This is a genomic window from Hymenobacter sp. CRA2 (assembly GCF_002007105.1).
Taxonomy (GTDB): domain Bacteria; phylum Bacteroidota; class Bacteroidia; order Cytophagales; family Hymenobacteraceae; genus Solirubrum.
This window is the reverse complement of record NZ_MVBC01000008.1, coordinates 25,646-40,847: the sequence shown is the minus strand read 5'-3', so window position 1 is coordinate 40,847 and position 15,202 is coordinate 25,646. Positions and strand designations below refer to the sequence as shown.

Here is a 15,202-nt window from a genome sequence, read left to right as displayed (position 1 = left end):
CGACCTTATTTCAGACGTACCTTCCGCCATAGAGTTGCCCGGTTGGTGGGCGGCGAGTGGCCACCTGCTACTTTTGCCCGGCGGCGCTTCCGCATTCCGGCGCCGGGCCTAGTGCATGAATCTTCCGCGTTTTGCCATCATCGTTGCCGGGGGCACTGGCACGCGCATGGGCGCCAACCGGCCCAAGCAGTTTCTGGAATTGCTCGGCGAACCGGTGCTGGTGCACACGTTGCGCCGCTTCGCCGAGCCGGCACTGCGCGTGGAAAAGCTGGTGCTGGTGCTACCCGCCGACCAGTTTGGGGTGTGGGAGGAGTTGCGCGCCCGCTACGCGCCCGACCTGGCCCACGAAGTAGTGGCAGGCGGGGCCACGCGCTGGGCCTCGGTGCGGCAGGGACTGGCGCAGCTACGCGCGTACACCACGGGCGTAGTGGCAGTGCATGACGGGGTGCGCCCCCTCACGCCGGCCCGCGTCATCGAGCAGACGTACGCGGCGGCAGCGGAGCACGGCGCGGCCATTGCGGCCGTAGCCCCCAAAGACTCGGTGCGCGGTTTGTCGGCCACGGGCTCGTACGCGCTGGACCGCTCGCGGCTGCGGCTGGTGCAAACGCCACAGTGCTTCGAGCTGGAGCTGCTGCGGCGGGCCTACCAGCTGCCGGAGCTGCCCACCTTCACCGACGACGCGAGTGTGGTGGAGGATTTGCACCCCATCCGCCTGGTGGAAGGCGACTACGGCAACCTCAAAATCACCACGCCGGAAGACCTGGTGCTGGCCGAAGCGCTACTGCGCGGCCGCTAGCGTGGCCCTGGGAGCGATTAAGCCAAAGCCTGCTTCCGGAGCGGGCTTTTTTGTTTCCGACCAAGCCGCCTGGCTACCAGCATTCGAAGCGGGCCCGTACGAACGCGCATGGGCACAGCTGGCGGGAGTAGGAATAACACGGCCGGGCCGTTGTGGCGGTGGGCCAAAACCCAGCCTATGCAAGTGCATCTCAAAAAACTCCCAGCTCGGCTGTAGCCTTCGCCGGGAGTTTTGCGTAATGCCCTCCACACCCGTTCGGCGGCTGCCGGCCGGGTGTTTGTTCCGATACCATCTACCAACTGTTCCGCCCCATGGACAACCAGCTCGAAAAGCAAATCGAAGACATTCTGCCGGAAGACATTGCCCGCACGTTTGAAAGCGCCTTCCACGTCATCCGCGGCGACAACGACCACGTGGAAGACCTGCTGCGCCACGGCGGTGCTCTGCTGCGCAAAGCCAGCCAGCGCCTGACGCCCACCCAGCTCGTGCTCGGCATTGCGGCCATTGCTGCCGGGGCCGTCTTCGTGCTGGCGAAGTACTCCGACCAGATTCAGGACGCCATCGAAGACTTCACCGACGGCGACGACCAAGGCAACGCCCAAGCCGGCAAAGGTGGGCAGGGTGGCCAAAGCAACCAGGGCGCGAAACCCGCTGGCGCTCAAGCTGGTCAATAATCCGACTCGGCATTTTCTAGCAGCCTGCTTCTGACAAGGAGCGGGCTGTTTTGCTGAACTGATAATTCCAAACGCCTAACTATATAACTTTGCTAATTAATTGTTGAATTAATATCACTTATGCGTATACTTGCCTCCCGTTGACGCCGACCCTTTTCCACCACCAAAACTTACCTTTATGCGTAAGCAGATCTACTATGCCCTGGCCGGATTGCTGCTAGGTACCACGGTTTTCCCTGAGCACAGCAGCGCCGAATCCTTCACCGCTCCTGCCCCCGCGGCCCCAACGCTTAAAGCCGCATCTGCTGACCGCGTCGAGGGGCTGAAAAAGCGAAAGAAGCGCAAGAAGAACCGGCCCGCCTGGCGCCGACGCCGCTAACGCCCCGCATGTTTGGGGGATATCTGCAGCTTCACCTTGGTAGCGAAACCTAACCGCTGAGCTTCGGAAGTGGTTTTTGCACCTGTGCCGACTACCTCCTACTCCTGAGCCACAAAGGGCCTCACATCTTCATGTGAGGCCCTTTTTTTTGCCCTGGCAGAAAGTAGGCGTAGACTTGCACCGTCAAAAGATTCTAGGATTTCTCCACTTCAGCACCTTTCTACCGCTATGAAAACGCTTTGCTTCTCCCTCGTTCTCGCCGTATTGGCCACCGCTCCGGCCGAGGCTACGTACGGCGCCCACGCCAGCGCAGCTACCACGAGCACGCTGACCACAACTGACCACGACGCCTTTGGTGGCGGCTACAAATTCAAGCGCAAAAAGCGCAAGAAGACCCGCGGTGCGGCTTACCGCCGGCACAAAGGCGGTTTTCTCGGCTTCGGCCGCTAAGCCGCCGCGGCGGGCTCCAGCACCGAAGGGTCGTTGTGAGCCGGCGAGTTGACCAGGGTGGTCACGGCATATTCCCGGAGCAGGCCGTCGGGCAGCGGGCGCAGCAGCGCCTGGTGCTCGGCGGCCGTTGCGTCTTCGGACAACCAGGCCAGCTCGGCGGCGCGGTCGGGCAGGATGACGGGCATGCGGTTGTGCAGGCGGGCCATCAGCTCGTTGGGGTCGGTGGTGATGATGGTGTAGGTGGGAATAACCTCGCCGGTGCTGCGGTCGGCCCATTCGTCCCAGAGGCCGGCAAAGGCGAAAGGCTGCTCGTCCTCACGCAGGATGCGGTGCGGAATCTTGCCGCGCGCGGTTTGCTGCCACTCGTAGAAGCTGTCGGCCAGCACCAGGCAGCGCCGGCGCTGCAGCAGCTGCCGAAACGACGGCTTTTCGGGCAGGGTTTCGGCCCGGGCGTTGATGGGCTTGGGGGCCTGCTTGAGGTCCTTCACCCAGGCCGGAATCAGCCCCCACTGCACGGCCTGAATGTCGTGCGGGGCCAGGTTGGTGATGATGGGCATGCGCTGCGAGGGAGCCACGTTGTAATTGGCCGTGGGCGCGGCGTCGGAGAAGGAGGCGTCGAAGCGCTGCTCAAGGGAAGGTCCGGGCGTGATGACGGTGTAGCGGCCGCACATAGTGAGGGGGCAGTAAGGTGAAGCTGCCGGTACCGGCAACTTCACCTTTTTACTGATTCCGGCTACGCTACGTTTTCCGCAGCGTGCAGCATCTGCCGCAACTGGTCAGCCGTCAGATGCACCGTTTGCGTAGCGGCGCCGGTGGTTGGGCGGCCCTCAGCCCAAGTACGCAGGCGTACGCAGCTGACGCCGTTGGCCGTAACGACATCGTACAGGCCGTTTGCCGTGGTGATGTTATGGGCATCGTGGGTACCCTCGGTGGGCAAAAGAGTGAGGTTGACAAAAGCCATAAAGCAGGGAGGAAAAGTAGTTTGGGGCCAAACTACGCTTTTGGGCGTCGCCTAGGCCCCTTATTTTTCCGTCGCCTGCGGGTCGGGGTACAGCGGCGGCTCGGTGAGGTCGGCGTGGGGGCTGCGCGGCGACGGGTCGCAGCCGGCCAGAATGGCGCATACCATGGAATGATCGTGGTAGAAGCGCCGAAACAGCGCGGTGGCCAGCCAGGTGGCGGCTACGGGCGCCGTCAGGTAGATCCAGTAGCCGTGAAACTGACCCGCCGCTACGGCCGAGGCCAGGGAGCGGGCGGGGTTCAGGCTCATGCCCGAATACGGTGTCTCGAAGATGATATACGCCGCCAGCAGCACGCCCGTCACCCAGCCCGTCCAACGCTTGAGCCGGGCCGAATGCAGCATCAGCAGGGTGGTGCCCATCAGCACGAAGGTGATGCTGAACTCGGCCAGCCAGGCCAGCCACCAGCCGTTGGGGCCGGGCGGGGGTTGCGTCAGCACGTAGTTGACGGCGGGGTGGCCGTACCAGGGCGCCAGCACCACGTGCTTCATCAGCTGCGCCGCCAGCAGGCCGCCCAGCAGCTGAAAGAGTACGTACCACACGGCATCGGCGGTGCGCACCTTGCCTAGGTGCCAGAAGGCGGCCGTCACGGCGGGGTTGATGTGGGCTCCGGAACGTTGGCCCCACGGGCTGTAGATAATAACGACGATGACCAGCCCCATCAGCCCGGCCATAATGACGCGGCGCAGCAGCTCGTCGGCGGCCAGGCTCTGGCGCACGGGCGAAGCCGGGTGTTCGAGCAGCACGGTAAAGCAGCTGGCGCAACTCACAAAAAAGGCGAGGCCGGCGGCTTCGGTCAGGTAATGCGGCCAATGGCGCCGCCACGCCCCGGCAAGGGAGGAAACGAAGGACATACGGGAAGGAGCGGCATCCGCTACAACGTAACGCGCACGAGCTTAGTTAGGCCGCTACGGCCTGCAGCTCGCCCAGGAATTGGCGCAGCGCAGGGGCTACTTCGCCCGGGGCTTCCAGCGGCAGCAGGTGGCCGGCGCCTTCGATGAGGTGAAACGTGGTGCTGGCGGGCAGGCAGGGCAGCAGCTCACGCCGGTGCACCTGGGGCGGCAATACCGCATCGGCCGTACCGGTCAGCAGAAACACGGGCACCTGCACCCGCGGCATCAGGGCGCACAGGTCCTCTTTGCTGCCTTGCAGCAGCCAAGCATCCCAGGCGGCTTTGCTGCTGCGCAGGTTGTCGGCAATGACCTGCTGGCGCACCTCGTCGGGCAGGGGCCGGGCGGTAATGTGCTCGAAGGTTTCGTCGGCGGCGTTTGGGTCGCCGAAGCTGCGCAGGCTCAGCTGGCGCTCCTCCTCGCGCATGGGCTCGGGCGTGGGCGGCGAGGGCGTGAGCAGCGCCAGACCGCGCAGGCCCACGGGCTGGCGCGTGGCTACTGCCAGCGCAATTTTGCCGCCCATGCTGTGCCCGACGAGCACATAATCCGTTAGCTCATGTCGGGTTACCAGGGCTTCCACTTCGCTGGCGTAGGCCTCCACGGAAAAGCCCGTGGCCGGCGGCGGGGCATCGCCGAAACCACCGAGGTCGGGCGTCAGGCACTGATAATCGGGCCCAAGGGCGCTGACGACTTCGTTCCACTCGCGGCCCGAGCCGGCCCAGTAATGCAGGAAGATGAGCGTAGGAACCGGGGCGGCCATGGCAGGGCAAAAATTAGCTGTTTGGCTCCTTACGCAAAACGGCCTGGCCGGGACGAACACCCGCCGCCCCTGAGGAGCATTGGAAATTCGGCTGCGTTGACTGCCATGCCCGCTACTTCCCTACTACGAAGCCGGATGCTTGGCCGCTGGCCCTGGCCACTGGTACGCAAGCTCCTGTAGAACACCTCCGGGGCGGCCGCCAACCCCGCCCACCAGGACCGGCGTACCTTGGAGTGCCACTGAACGCGCGGTCATGCTTGCTCCCCTCTTCAATTTCCTGCGGATGTTCCGCTCCATTTCTGCTGCTGACGAAGCCCTGATCGGTACCGAGCTGCGGCCGCGCGCCGCGGCTCCGGGTGAATACCTGCATCAGGAGGGCCGCGTCTGCCGCGAGTTGTTCTTTGTCGTGGAGGGCGTGCTGCGCATCGTGAAGCAAAACGAGCAAGGCGTGGAAGTGACGCATTTTTTCCTGAAGGAAAACCAGTTCTGTACCATTCTGCACAGCTTCACGCAGGAAACGCCCTCCACCGAAGGCATTCAGGCCGCTTGCCCGGCGCAAGTCATCGGGCTGCCCAAGCAGGGGCTGGAACGCCTGTACGCGCAGCTGCCGTACCTGCGCGAGTTACTCAACGGCATCATCCAGCAAGCCTTGCTCGACAAAATCCAGACCCGCAACGCCTACCTCGGGGCCGATGCCAAGACGCGCTATCAGTTGTTTCTGATCCGGCAGCCCGAGGTGGCCCTGCGCGTCCCGCTGCGCGACGTGGCCTCTTACCTGGGGGTGACGCAACAGTCGCTGAGCCGCATCCGCCGGACCGCCAACTAACGCTTTTTACCATTTGGTAAACGCGGCCGAATGCCCCGTCCGGACCTTTGTTGGCACAAACCAATTACTGCCAACCAATGACAGACCAAGCTCATTCTCTGCCCGCTACCTCCGATTTTCTGGCCGACAAACGCGTTGTGGTGCTCGGCGGCACGGCCGGTATCGGGCTGGCCACAGCCCAGGCCGCCGCGGCGGCCGGCGCAACGGTGGTTGTGGTATCAAGCCAGCCGGAACGGGTGGCCCAGGCCGTGGCCCAGCTTCCGGCCGGCGCTACCGGACACGCCGCCGACCTCACCGATGAAGCCCGGGTGCAAGAGCTGTTCGCCCGGGTTGGCGCCTTCGACCACCTCGTGTTTACCGCCGGCGACGCGCTGCAGCTCGGCGATTTGGCCGCTACCGCCCTGGATCAGGTGCGCCGCGCCTTCGAGCTGCGCTACTTCGGGGCGCTGGCGGCCGTCAGGCACGCGGTGCCGCGCCTGCGTCCGGGCGGCTCCATCGTTCTCACCAGTGGCATTGCCGCATTGCGACCCGGCCGCGGCTGGGCAGTGGGCGCCAGCATTTGCGGGGCCATGGATGCCCTAACGCGGGCCCTGGCCGTGGAATTGGCCCCGATTCGCGTCAATGCCGTGGCGCCGGGCGTGGTCAAGACCGATTTGTGGGCCCCCTTGCCGGCGGCTGAACGTGAAGCCCTCTACGCCCAAACCGGCCAGCGCCTGCCGGTGGGCCGCGTGGGCGAGGCCGCTGACGTGGCTCAGACCTACCTGTACCTGCTGCGCGAGCGGTTTAGCACCGGCCAGACCATTGTGGTCGATGGTGGCGCCGTGCTGGTGTAAGCCGCCTTCAGCCTACCCACAGCGCCCGTTGCCTTTCCGCGACGGGCGCTGCTATTTCCACCGAATCTTCTTCCCCGCGCCGCGGGCGTGCAGGCGCTCGGGCGTGCGGCGCAGCACCGTGTCGCGCAGGGTGGTGAGCAGCGGCCGGCGCACGAAGCTGTGGTGCACCACCAAGCTGACTTCGCGCACCGGCTCGGGCGCGGCAAAGCGCTTGATCATGGGGTTGTGGTCGATTTCATCGAGCACCGACAGCTCAGGCACCAGCGTGTAGCCGCGGTTTTGGCGCACCAGGTGCTTGAGCGTTTCGATGGAGCCGCTTTCGTAGGTAAACGGACGCGGATCGGCGGCCGGGCGCGGCGTGCAGATGTTGAGCACCTGGTGGCGGAAGCAATGGCCCTGCTGCAGCAGCCACATTTCATGGTCCTGCAGGTCCTCGGGCTGGATGTCCGGGCGCTGGTAGAGCGGGTGGCCTTCGGCGACGTAAGCCAGAAAGGGCTCTTCCAGCAGCGGTATTTCCTGCAGGGCGCGGTCGTCGAGCGGCGTCACGAGCAGGCCCACGTCAAGGCGGTTATCTTTCAGCCGCTGCACGATGTGCTCGGTTTGGAGCTCCTCCACCTGCACGCGCAACTGCGGGTGCTGCTCCACCAGTTCCAGCAAGAACAGCGGCACCAAGTAAGGCGCCAGGGTGGGAATGATGCCGAGGCGCAGCTCGCCCACCAGTTCGCCTTTTTCCATTTGCACGGCCTCGCGCAGCTGTTTTACGGCGCGCAGCACCTCGCGGGCCTGCTGCACCACCTTCGCGCCCACCGGCGTCGGCTCGATGCCGCCTTTGGTGCGGTGAAACAGCAGCACGCCAAGCTCGTCTTCGAGCTTCTGCACCTGCATACTGAGTGTGGGCTGGGTAACAAAGCACTTGTCGGCGGCCAGCACGAACTGCCGGTGCGTCTCGAGGCTAACCAGGTATTCCAGTTGCTGCAGGGTCATGGCGCGGGAAATCTTACAGGGTATCTGTCATCCTTCGATTCACTCTGAAATGACAGGCAAAGCTAACCATCAACAAAAACTATACACGAATAAAAATTATCGATTTTCTTGATAATACCTTTCCGGGCACCTTTGCAGCACCTCAACAACAGAATCAACTGCTGCTACCGATGGCTGAGAACCAGAATCCGAACCGACTGACTACCGCCGCTGGGCGTCCCATCTGGGACAACCAAAACTCGCAAACCGCCGGCCCGCGCGGCCCGGTGCTGCTGCAGGATTACCTGCTGCACGAGAAGCTGGCTCATTTCAACCGGGAGCGGATTCCGGAGCGCGTGGTGCACGCCAAAGGCTCGGGCGCGTACGGCACCTTTACCGTGACACAGGACCTGACGCAGTACACCCGCGCCAAGGTGTTTTCGGAGGTAGGCAAGCAGACGCGTGTATTCCTGCGCTTCAGCACCGTGGGCGGTGAAAAAGGCTCGGCCGACACGGAGCGCGACCCGCGCGGTTTCGCGGTGAAGTTTTACACCGAGGAAGGTAACTGGGACCTGGTGGGCAACAACACGCCCGTGTTCTTTGTGAAAGACCCAGTGAAGTTTCCCGACTTCATCCACACCCAGAAGCGTGACCCGTTCACCAACTGCAAATCGGCCACGGCCATGTGGGACTTCTGGTCGCTGAACCCGGAGTCGCTGCACCAGGTGCTCATTCTGATGTCGGACCGCGGCACGCCCTACGGCTACCGCCACATGCACGGCTTCGGCTCGCACACCTTCTCCTTTATCAATAAGGACAACGAGCGGTTCTACGTTAAATTCCACTTCATCACCCAGCAGGGCATCAAGAACTTCTCCGCCGAGGAAGCCACGGCGATGAAGGGCATCGACCCGGATTTTGCGCAGCGCGACTTAGTGGAGGCCATTGAGAAAGGCGACTTCCCGCGCTGGACGCTGAAGGTGCAGATCATGCCCCAGGCCGACGCGGCGACGTACCGCATCAATCCCTTCGACCTGACCAAGGTGTGGCCCCACGCCGACTACCCGCTGCACGAACTGGGGGTGCTGGAGCTGAACGAAAACCCGGTGAACTACCACGCTCACGTGGAGCAGGCCGCCTTCGCCCCGGCCCACGTGGTGGACGGCATCGGCTACTCGCCCGATAAAATGCTGCAGGGTCGTCTGCTAGGCTACCCCGATGCGCAGCGCTACCGCCTGGGCACCAACTACGAGCACCTGCCCGTGAACCGCTGCCCCTACGGCTTCAGCAACTACCAGCGCGACGGCCAAATGGCCCTGGGCGACAACGGCGGCGCCGGCCCTAACTACTTCCCGAACTCCTTCGACGGGCCGCAGGAAGACCACTCGGTGGGCGAGCCGGCCGAGGAGCTGCACGGCCTGGCCGACCGCTACGACCGCAACGCCCCCGGCGAAAACGACCACTACTCGCAGCCGGGCAACCTATTCCGCCTGATGACGCCTGAAGCCCAGCGCAACACCATCGAGAACATCGTAGGCGCGATGAGCGGCGTGACGGGCCCCAAGCGCGAAGAGATTCTGCAGCGCCAGCTCTGCCACTGGTTCCGCGCCGACATCGGGCTGGGTATGGCCATTGCGCAGGGCCTGAACGTGAACATCACCATGCCGGCGCACCACGCCCCGGCCGCAGCTACAGTGTAGTGTTGGGGGAAACATTTTAGTTAAAGAAAACTCATTGCACTGGAAAAAGCCGGCTCCCTTGGGGCCGGCTTTTTTGCGTGGCGGCCGCACCAGCCCCGGGTGCTCTGCCAGCTTACTTAAGACGCATCGTACAAAATCCTTCGCTGGTTTTCTAAGCAGGAGTGCTACATTAGGCGCACCGGCTGAACCGGTTACGTTGCAACTTTCCTTCCACCACCCCTAACTCCGCTGTATGAGCGAAAAACTCTACTCCCCTCCTTTCGCCAAGAGTAGCTTGCGGCTGCGGCTGCTGACCTTGGCCTCGGCTCTGCTGCTAGCCCCGGCGGCTATGGCTCAGCTTACGGTGCCGGCCGGCAACCCCAACGTCGGCGTTCAGCGCCGCCCCCTAGCCACCTGGTTTGGCTTCGAGCGCAGCGCCCTGATCTACACGCCGGCCGAAATCGGCAGCAGCGGCACCATCACGGCTGTGGGCTTCTACCTCAACGCGGTGGGCACGCCCGGCGCCGCGCCTACTAAGGTGTACCTGAAGGCCGTCAGCAACAGTAGCTTTGCGGCGGCCACCACGGTAGCCGCGGAAGAAACGGGGGCTACGCTGGTGTACGACGGCACCATCCCGGCGACGTCTTTCACCGCCAATACCTGGGTTACCATTCCGCTGGCGACTTCCTTCGCCTACAACGGCACCAGCAACCTGGAGGTCATTGTGGAAACTAATGCCGGCGGCGGCGGCAACGAAACCAGCACCGGCAAAGCATTCCGCAGCATCGCCACCACCACCGCGCAGGCCCAGTACTGGAGCGCCGACAACACCGCGCCCAGCGGTAACGGCACGCTGAGCGCCGCCCGCCCGAACATTCAGCTGACGGGGCTCACCTCAACCTGCCCGGCTGCCACGGACCTGGCCGTATCCGGCCTGACCCCCACCGGCGCCCAGGTGACCTTTACGCCCGGCGCGGGCAATACTACCTACAACGTCACCTACTTCCCCACGGCGACGCCCGCCAACGTTACCACGGTGACGCCGTCGCCGATCAACTCGCCCATCACCCTGACGGGCCTGACGCCGGGCACGGCCTACACCGTCAACATCGTGGCGAACTGCGTGGGCAGCACGACCTCGCAGCTTACCTCGGTTTCGTTTCTGACGACCCTGGCCAACGACGACTGCGCCGGCGCTATTACCCTGACGCCGAGCGCTACCTCCACCTGCGCCACTACAACTAACGGCACCACCACCGGCGCCACGCAGAGCCAGGCCCCCAGCGCCTGCTCGGGCTCGACGTCCGGCGCGGCCGGCGACGTGTGGTATAAGTTCACGGCCACGTCCACGGCGCACATCGTCACGGCCAGCAGCACCACCCTCGACGGGGTAGTGCAGGCCTTCAGCGGCGCTTGCGGCTCGCTCACGGCCCTGAACTGCGTAGATGCCACCGCGAGCGGGGCCGAAACGCTGGCCCTGACCGGCCTGACCATTGGCAACGTCTACTACGTGCGCTACTACGGCTACACGGACCTCACCACACCCGTGGGCGGCGCATTCACGCTTTGCATCACCACCCTGCCGCCCAACGACGCGGCCGTAGCAGCCGTGTACACCACGGGCAAAGTATCGCCGCTGGCCTCGCCCGTAACGGTGCAGGCAGTAGTGCGCAACGGCGGCTCCACGGCCATCACCAACCGCACCGTGACGCTGAACGTGACGGGCGCTACCACCTTCACGAACCAGCAAACCATTGCTTCGCTGGCCCCGGGTGCTTCCACCGTCGTGACGTTTGCCACCTACCCCGTCACGGCTACGTCGGGCACCAACGCCATCAGCGTAACGCTGCCCGCCGATGACGACGCCGCCAACAACACCGGCACTTACTCGCAGGCTGTTACCCCGGCCCAGCTGAGCTACTACGACGACGCCAGCCCGCTCAACGCGACGGGCGTGGGCGTATCGAGCACTACCCCGAACGGCATCCTGGCCGTGAAATACTCGGTGCCGCAGAACACGCGCGTCAGTGAAGTGCGCCTGAACTTCCCGGCCAACGCTACCACCACTTCCACCTACCAAGTGGTGGTGCTGAACGCCACCAGCACGGGGGCGCCGGGCACGGTAATCTACTCCTCGCCCACGCAAAACCGGCCGACGGCCGCTGGCATCGTTACCGTTCCGGTACCGGGCAACGTGACGGTGAACGGGCCGTTCTACATCGGTCTGCGCGAAGTGGCCGGCAACGTGGGCATCGGCTACCAAGTGGAAGACCCGCTGCGCTCCGGCGTGTTCTTCTTCCAGTCGCCGACCACGGGTGCCTGGGCCGACGTGAACACCACCACGCTCAAAACCCGCCTGGCCATTGAAGTTGGGCTGGCCGTGGTGACGGCTACGCGCAGCGCCGAACTGAGCAACGCCATTACCCTGTTCCCGAACCCGAGCAACGGCCAAGTAGCGCTGGATGTGCGCGCCGCCCATGTACAGGGCGCCCTGCAGGTGCGCGTTATCAACGCCCTGGGCCAGACGGTGCACACGGCCGAGCTGCGCAACAACTTCGAAAACCAGCTGAACCTCTCGCACCTGGCCGCGGGCATCTACACGGTGAAAGTGCAGGCCGGCAACGAGTTCACGGTGCGTCAGCTCTCGCTGACCAAGTAAGCCAGCTTACTCGCCCGGCGGCTGGCCCGCCCGGGTTGCCAACAAAAAGCCCGACTCCGCGAGGAGCCGGGCTTTTTTGCTCAATAACACCTGGGTAGCTGACTTACACGTCTACTTTCAGCGCGGCCGGGCGGGGCGTTATTTCGAACAGCTCGCCGTGGGGCACCATGGTAATCTGCCCAAACTCGCGGATCATCATCTTGTAGCTCTCGCCCACAGCCCTGATTTTCCGGTCGAGGTCGTAGAGGCCGCAGGCGTTGACGGACATGCGCTTTTCGGCCAGGCTGATGTCCCAATCGAGCTGATCGAGCAGCGAATACCACGTGAAGCCGACGACGGGCACACCGTCTTGCCGGATGCGCATCACGTTGACCCACTGCTTCCAGAGCCAGCACTCGGCGTCCTGCTTGTTGAAGGTGTTGGTTTCGGTGTGCATCACGGGCTTGCGGTACCGCTCGTAGTACTGGCGCGTCATGGTGTACCAGCCCAGCACGTCCTCGGCCGAGCACCAGTTGCCGTCGGGCTTCACGATTCGCTCGTTGCGGCCGTAGTAGTCGTTGCCCATGATCTGGTAGCCGGGCGGCTCGCCGGCCATAAACCAGTCCAGCTCCTGCCGCGTCAGGCCGTTGTCGAGGCAGTACATCAGCACCCGCGAATCGAGCGGGTGGGCGTAGAGCAAATCCAGCGAGAGGAAGCGCAGCTGGTTGATGAGCTTGATTTCCTCGGAGGGCACGGCGCGCATCTCGTGGATGTACTCGGCCGATTCGCTTTGCACGATGACGCAATCGGGGCGGTGCTGGGCAATTTGCTGGGTGCCCATGATGCTGGCCGCCGCCGCGTGCTTCATGGCCGTGATAAAGGCCCGGTCATCCTGGAGCTGCTCGTTCCAGATGCCGTCCTTGGCGGAGGCGCGGGCCGTCACGTAGATTTCGTTGACGGGCGTGTAGAAGCGCACCCAGGGGTAGCGCCGGGCCACCGCCCCGCAGTACTCGGCAAAGTGCACCGGCAGCTCGGGGTTCTGGAAGTTGCCCACCCAGTCGGGCACGCCGAAGTGCATCAGATCCAGGATGGGCGTGAGGCCCAGGCGCTGAATTTCGGCCAGGGCCAGGTCGGCAAACTCCCAGTCGTAGCGCCCGGCCCCCTTGTGGATCAGGTAGTAGGGCAGATTATAGCGTAGCACTTTCAGGCCCAGCTCCTTCACCAGCCCCAGGTCCTCCTTGTAGCGGGCGTAGTGGTCGGTTTCGGCCAGCAGGTCGCGGCGCGTGCGGCCGTTATCAATGGTGGGGTACGAGCACTCGATGCCGGTGGCAAACATGAAGTTGCCGGGCGCGCCGGTGGGCAGGCCGCGGCCGTCGTGGCCAGCGGCCCCGCCGTACTCGTCGCCGGCGTAGTGCCCGTCGCCGAACTTGCGCTTGATTAGGGAAAGAAAGTCTTGCGGCATGGGTGGTGTGGTGGTTGCGGCGGTATTTTATCGTGTCATCCTGAGCCGCAGGCGAAGGGCCTCCTCACGTCAGGTAGTAAGCTCTGATGCCTGCCGTTCAGGCACGATAAGGTCCTTCGGCTTGCGCCTCAGGATGACCCGACACGAGCAGGTTATGCGTCGCGGCGCAGTTTCTTTTCCAGGAACCGGTCGGCGGTGCGCAGGCTCAGGGCCATGATGGTCAGGGCCGGATTGACGCTTAGGGCACTGGGAAATACGGAATTGTCGCAGATGTAGAGGTTGGGCACGTCGAAGCAGCGGCCGTCGGCATCCACCACGGCATCGTCGCCGCTCAGGCCCATGCGGCAGGTTCCGATGACGTGGGCCGAGCGCGGAAACGTCCACAGGTCGCGGGCGCCGGCGGCTTCCCAGATTTGGCGCATCATGCGCTCGGCGTGGACGGTCAGGCGCTGCTCGTTTTCCTGGTACGAGAAGTACACGCGCGGCTTGGGCAGGCCGCGGGAGTCTTTTTCCTCCGACAGCTCCAGGAAATTATCGGCGTGCGGCAAACAGTCGCCAAGGATGTTGATGCCGGCCACGTGGTTGTACTGCCGCAGGTAGTCGCGCAGGGCTTGGCCCCACAGGCCACGGCCCCGCGCCACCTGGCTGGCAAAGGTCACGGGCATCACGCCGATGCTCTGCAGCAGGTAGCCACCGGCAAAATCCGCGTCCCGAGGCCGGTGGGTGTCCTCCGAAATCAGCCCGCCCGGAATGCCTTTGTTGGGCCGCACCACCTCGTCGAAGGTGCCCCAGAGCTGCAGGCCGGGGTGGGCCATGAGGTTGCGGCCGACGTGCCCGCTGCTCAGGGCCAATTCGTTGAGCAACAGCAAGCGTGGCGTCTCCACGGCGCCAGCGCAGAGGAAGAGTGTGCGGCACTTTTGGCGGTGCTCTTCGCCGTGCTGCTGGTACACCACGCCCGTCACGCGGCCCTGGGCGTCGCGCTCAATTTCCGTCACGAAGCACTCGGCGCGCACTTCAGCACCGTGGGCCTCGGCCAGCGGGATGAAGGTGACGTCCATGCTGGCCTTGGCGCCGTTGGAGCAGCCGGCCTGGCAGAAGCCACGGTTGGTGCACGCCTCGCGCCAGCCAATGCCCTCCTGGTAGTAGCGCGCCGACAAGGCCGCGTTGGCCGCCGGCGAGGTGCGGATGCCCAGCTTTTCGCAGGCCCGCTGCATGAGCTGCGCGGCCCCGTTGAGCGGCAGCGGCGGCAGCGGGTACCCGCGTTGGCGCGCCGGCCCCCACGGGTACGGCGAGGGGCCCGACACCCCCAGCAGCCACTCCAGCTCGTCGTAGTACGGGGCGAGGTCGTCGTAGCTCAACGGCCAGTCCTGGCTCACGCCGAACTCGGTGCGCAGGCGCAGGTCGTCGGGCTGCACGCGCGGGGTGTAGGCGGTGTAGTGTAGGGTGCTGCCGCCCACGCCGGTGCCGGAGTTGTTGTTGCCGAAGGACAGCGGGTCGCGGCCGGCCGATAGCCGCTCGTCGTTCCAAAAGAGAAACGCCTGGGCCTGCTCATCGGTGGCAAAGTCGCGACGGGGCTCGTGGCGCGGGCCGGCTTCTAAGGCCACCACGCGCAAGCCCGCCATAGCTAGGCGCGCCAGCAGCGGCGCTCCGCCCGCCCCGGTACCGATGACGACGCAGTCCACTTCGTCGGCAGGCTCGGGCAGCTTGTCGGGCTGGGGCGCGGTGATTTTGCCAGCAGCGGGCTCCTTCTGCAGCAGCTCGCGCAGCAGCGGGTCCTGGATTTCGGGCTGCACGGGGCTGACTACGCTTTCTTCTAATAACTCTTCTTCGTCGGGC

The 15,202-nt window shown here is 64.6% G+C and carries 15 protein-coding genes; 8 read left to right on the top strand and 7 right to left on the bottom strand.

What is annotated here, in order from left to right; all coding sequences use genetic code 11:
- The first annotated feature begins 115 nt into the window (after positions 1–115).
- The 4 genes from B0919_RS13570 to B0919_RS13555 all read left to right on the top strand — a co-directional run bounded on the left by B0919_RS13570 (position 116) and on the right by B0919_RS13555 (position 2,299).
- Positions 116–796 carry a 2-C-methyl-D-erythritol 4-phosphate cytidylyltransferase gene (locus tag B0919_RS13570; RefSeq protein ID WP_078012822.1) on the top strand — a complete coding sequence of 227 codons (681 nt, stop codon included), beginning with the start codon at positions 116–118 and terminating at the stop codon, positions 794–796.
- A gap of 311 nt (positions 797–1,107) precedes the next feature.
- Positions 1,108–1,470, top strand: a complete 363-nt coding sequence (locus tag B0919_RS13565) for a hypothetical protein (protein ID WP_078012819.1) — start codon at positions 1,108–1,110, stop codon at positions 1,468–1,470.
- A gap of 178 nt (positions 1,471–1,648) precedes the next feature.
- Complete coding sequence (locus B0919_RS13560; RefSeq protein ID WP_078012818.1) at positions 1,649–1,849, top strand: hypothetical protein; 201 nt, start codon at positions 1,649–1,651, stop codon at positions 1,847–1,849.
- Between the two features lie 228 nt (positions 1,850–2,077).
- A complete protein-coding gene (locus B0919_RS13555; RefSeq protein WP_078012817.1) occupies positions 2,078–2,299 on the top strand; it encodes a hypothetical protein in 222 nt (73 codons plus the stop codon).
- Here the strand turns inward: B0919_RS13555 and B0919_RS13550 are convergent.
- The 4 genes from B0919_RS13550 to B0919_RS13535 all read right to left on the bottom strand — a co-directional run bounded on the left by B0919_RS13550 (position 2,296) and on the right by B0919_RS13535 (position 4,965).
- A complete protein-coding gene (locus B0919_RS13550) occupies positions 2,296–2,970 on the bottom strand; it encodes an SOS response-associated peptidase (protein ID WP_078012816.1) in 675 nt (224 codons plus the stop codon). The two genes, B0919_RS13555 and B0919_RS13550, sit on opposite strands and share 4 nt — an antisense overlap.
- 62 nt (positions 2,971–3,032) lie before the next feature.
- Positions 3,033–3,260 carry a hypothetical protein gene (locus B0919_RS13545; protein WP_078012815.1) on the bottom strand — a complete coding sequence of 76 codons (228 nt, stop codon included), beginning with the start codon at positions 3,258–3,260 and terminating at the stop codon, positions 3,033–3,035.
- 60 nt (positions 3,261–3,320) lie between these two features.
- Positions 3,321–4,169, bottom strand: a complete 849-nt coding sequence (locus B0919_RS13540) for an MIP/aquaporin family protein (RefSeq protein ID WP_078012814.1) — start codon at positions 4,167–4,169, stop codon at positions 3,321–3,323.
- A 46-nt stretch (positions 4,170–4,215) separates the two neighbouring features.
- Positions 4,216–4,965 carry an alpha/beta fold hydrolase gene (locus tag B0919_RS13535; RefSeq protein ID WP_078012813.1) on the bottom strand — a complete coding sequence of 250 codons (750 nt, stop codon included), beginning with the start codon at positions 4,963–4,965 and terminating at the stop codon, positions 4,216–4,218.
- Positions 4,966–5,218: 253 nt separating this feature from the next.
- Here B0919_RS13535 and B0919_RS13530 point away from each other — a divergent pair, with 253 nt between their 5' ends.
- Positions 5,219–5,791, top strand: coding sequence for a Crp/Fnr family transcriptional regulator (locus B0919_RS13530; RefSeq protein ID WP_078012812.1), 573 nt, complete (start codon positions 5,219–5,221; stop codon positions 5,789–5,791).
- 77 nt (positions 5,792–5,868) lie between these two features.
- The gene (locus tag B0919_RS13525; RefSeq protein ID WP_078012811.1) at positions 5,869–6,624 is read left to right on the top strand and encodes an SDR family oxidoreductase; all 756 of its coding nucleotides are present in this window, start codon (positions 5,869–5,871) and stop codon (positions 6,622–6,624) included.
- A gap of 51 nt (positions 6,625–6,675) precedes the next feature.
- Here the strand turns inward: B0919_RS13525 and B0919_RS13520 are convergent, their stop codons facing one another.
- A complete protein-coding gene (locus tag B0919_RS13520; protein ID WP_078012810.1) occupies positions 6,676–7,608 on the bottom strand; it encodes a hydrogen peroxide-inducible genes activator in 933 nt (310 codons plus the stop codon).
- A gap of 170 nt (positions 7,609–7,778) precedes the next feature.
- Between B0919_RS13520 and B0919_RS13515 the strand changes: the two genes are divergently transcribed.
- Entirely contained in the window at positions 7,779–9,287 is a 1,509-nt protein-coding gene (locus B0919_RS13515; RefSeq protein ID WP_078012809.1) for a catalase, read from the top strand.
- A gap of 232 nt (positions 9,288–9,519) precedes the next feature.
- Entirely contained in the window at positions 9,520–11,925 is a 2,406-nt protein-coding gene (locus B0919_RS13510; RefSeq protein WP_078012808.1) for a T9SS type A sorting domain-containing protein, read from the top strand.
- Positions 11,926–12,028: 103 nt separating this feature from the next.
- On the opposite strand, the gene B0919_RS13505 is transcribed toward B0919_RS13510, so the two are convergent.
- Positions 12,029–13,366, bottom strand: a complete 1,338-nt coding sequence (locus tag B0919_RS13505; protein WP_078012807.1) for a family 1 glycosylhydrolase — start codon at positions 13,364–13,366, stop codon at positions 12,029–12,031.
- A gap of 152 nt (positions 13,367–13,518) precedes the next feature.
- Positions 13,519–15,069 carry a GMC family oxidoreductase gene (locus B0919_RS13500; RefSeq protein WP_254846584.1) on the bottom strand — a complete coding sequence of 517 codons (1,551 nt, stop codon included), beginning with the start codon at positions 15,067–15,069 and terminating at the stop codon, positions 13,519–13,521.
- Positions 15,070–15,202 lie beyond the last annotated feature (133 nt).

What these genes read in the sequence shown, in the direction of transcription:
- B0919_RS13520 (WP_078012810.1), bottom strand. Translation starts at nt 7,608, where the DNA reads ATGACCCTGCAGCAACTGGAATACCTGGTTAGCCTCGAGACGCACCGG.
- B0919_RS13540 (WP_078012814.1), bottom strand. Translation starts at nt 4,169, where the DNA reads ATGTCCTTCGTTTCCTCCCTTGCCGGGGCGTGGCGGCGCCATTGGCCG.
- B0919_RS13545 (WP_078012815.1), bottom strand. Translation starts at nt 3,260, where the DNA reads ATGGCTTTTGTCAACCTCACTCTTTTGCCCACCGAGGGTACCCACGAT.
- B0919_RS13525 (WP_078012811.1), top strand. Translation starts at nt 5,869, where the DNA reads ATGACAGACCAAGCTCATTCTCTGCCCGCTACCTCCGATTTTCTGGCC.
- B0919_RS13565 (WP_078012819.1), top strand. Translation starts at nt 1,108, where the DNA reads ATGGACAACCAGCTCGAAAAGCAAATCGAAGACATTCTGCCGGAAGAC.
- B0919_RS13570 (WP_078012822.1), top strand. Translation starts at nt 116, where the DNA reads ATGAATCTTCCGCGTTTTGCCATCATCGTTGCCGGGGGCACTGGCACG.
- B0919_RS13515 (WP_078012809.1), top strand. Translation starts at nt 7,779, where the DNA reads ATGGCTGAGAACCAGAATCCGAACCGACTGACTACCGCCGCTGGGCGT.
- B0919_RS13505 (WP_078012807.1), bottom strand. Translation starts at nt 13,366, where the DNA reads ATGCCGCAAGACTTTCTTTCCCTAATCAAGCGCAAGTTCGGCGACGGG.
- B0919_RS13550 (WP_078012816.1), bottom strand. Translation starts at nt 2,970, where the DNA reads ATGTGCGGCCGCTACACCGTCATCACGCCCGGACCTTCCCTTGAGCAG.
- B0919_RS13535 (WP_078012813.1), bottom strand. Translation starts at nt 4,965, where the DNA reads ATGGCCGCCCCGGTTCCTACGCTCATCTTCCTGCATTACTGGGCCGGC.
- B0919_RS13555 (WP_078012817.1), top strand. Translation starts at nt 2,078, where the DNA reads ATGAAAACGCTTTGCTTCTCCCTCGTTCTCGCCGTATTGGCCACCGCT.
- B0919_RS13530 (WP_078012812.1), top strand. Translation starts at nt 5,219, where the DNA reads ATGCTTGCTCCCCTCTTCAATTTCCTGCGGATGTTCCGCTCCATTTCT.
- B0919_RS13560 (WP_078012818.1), top strand. Translation starts at nt 1,649, where the DNA reads ATGCGTAAGCAGATCTACTATGCCCTGGCCGGATTGCTGCTAGGTACC.
- B0919_RS13510 (WP_078012808.1), top strand. Translation starts at nt 9,520, where the DNA reads ATGAGCGAAAAACTCTACTCCCCTCCTTTCGCCAAGAGTAGCTTGCGG.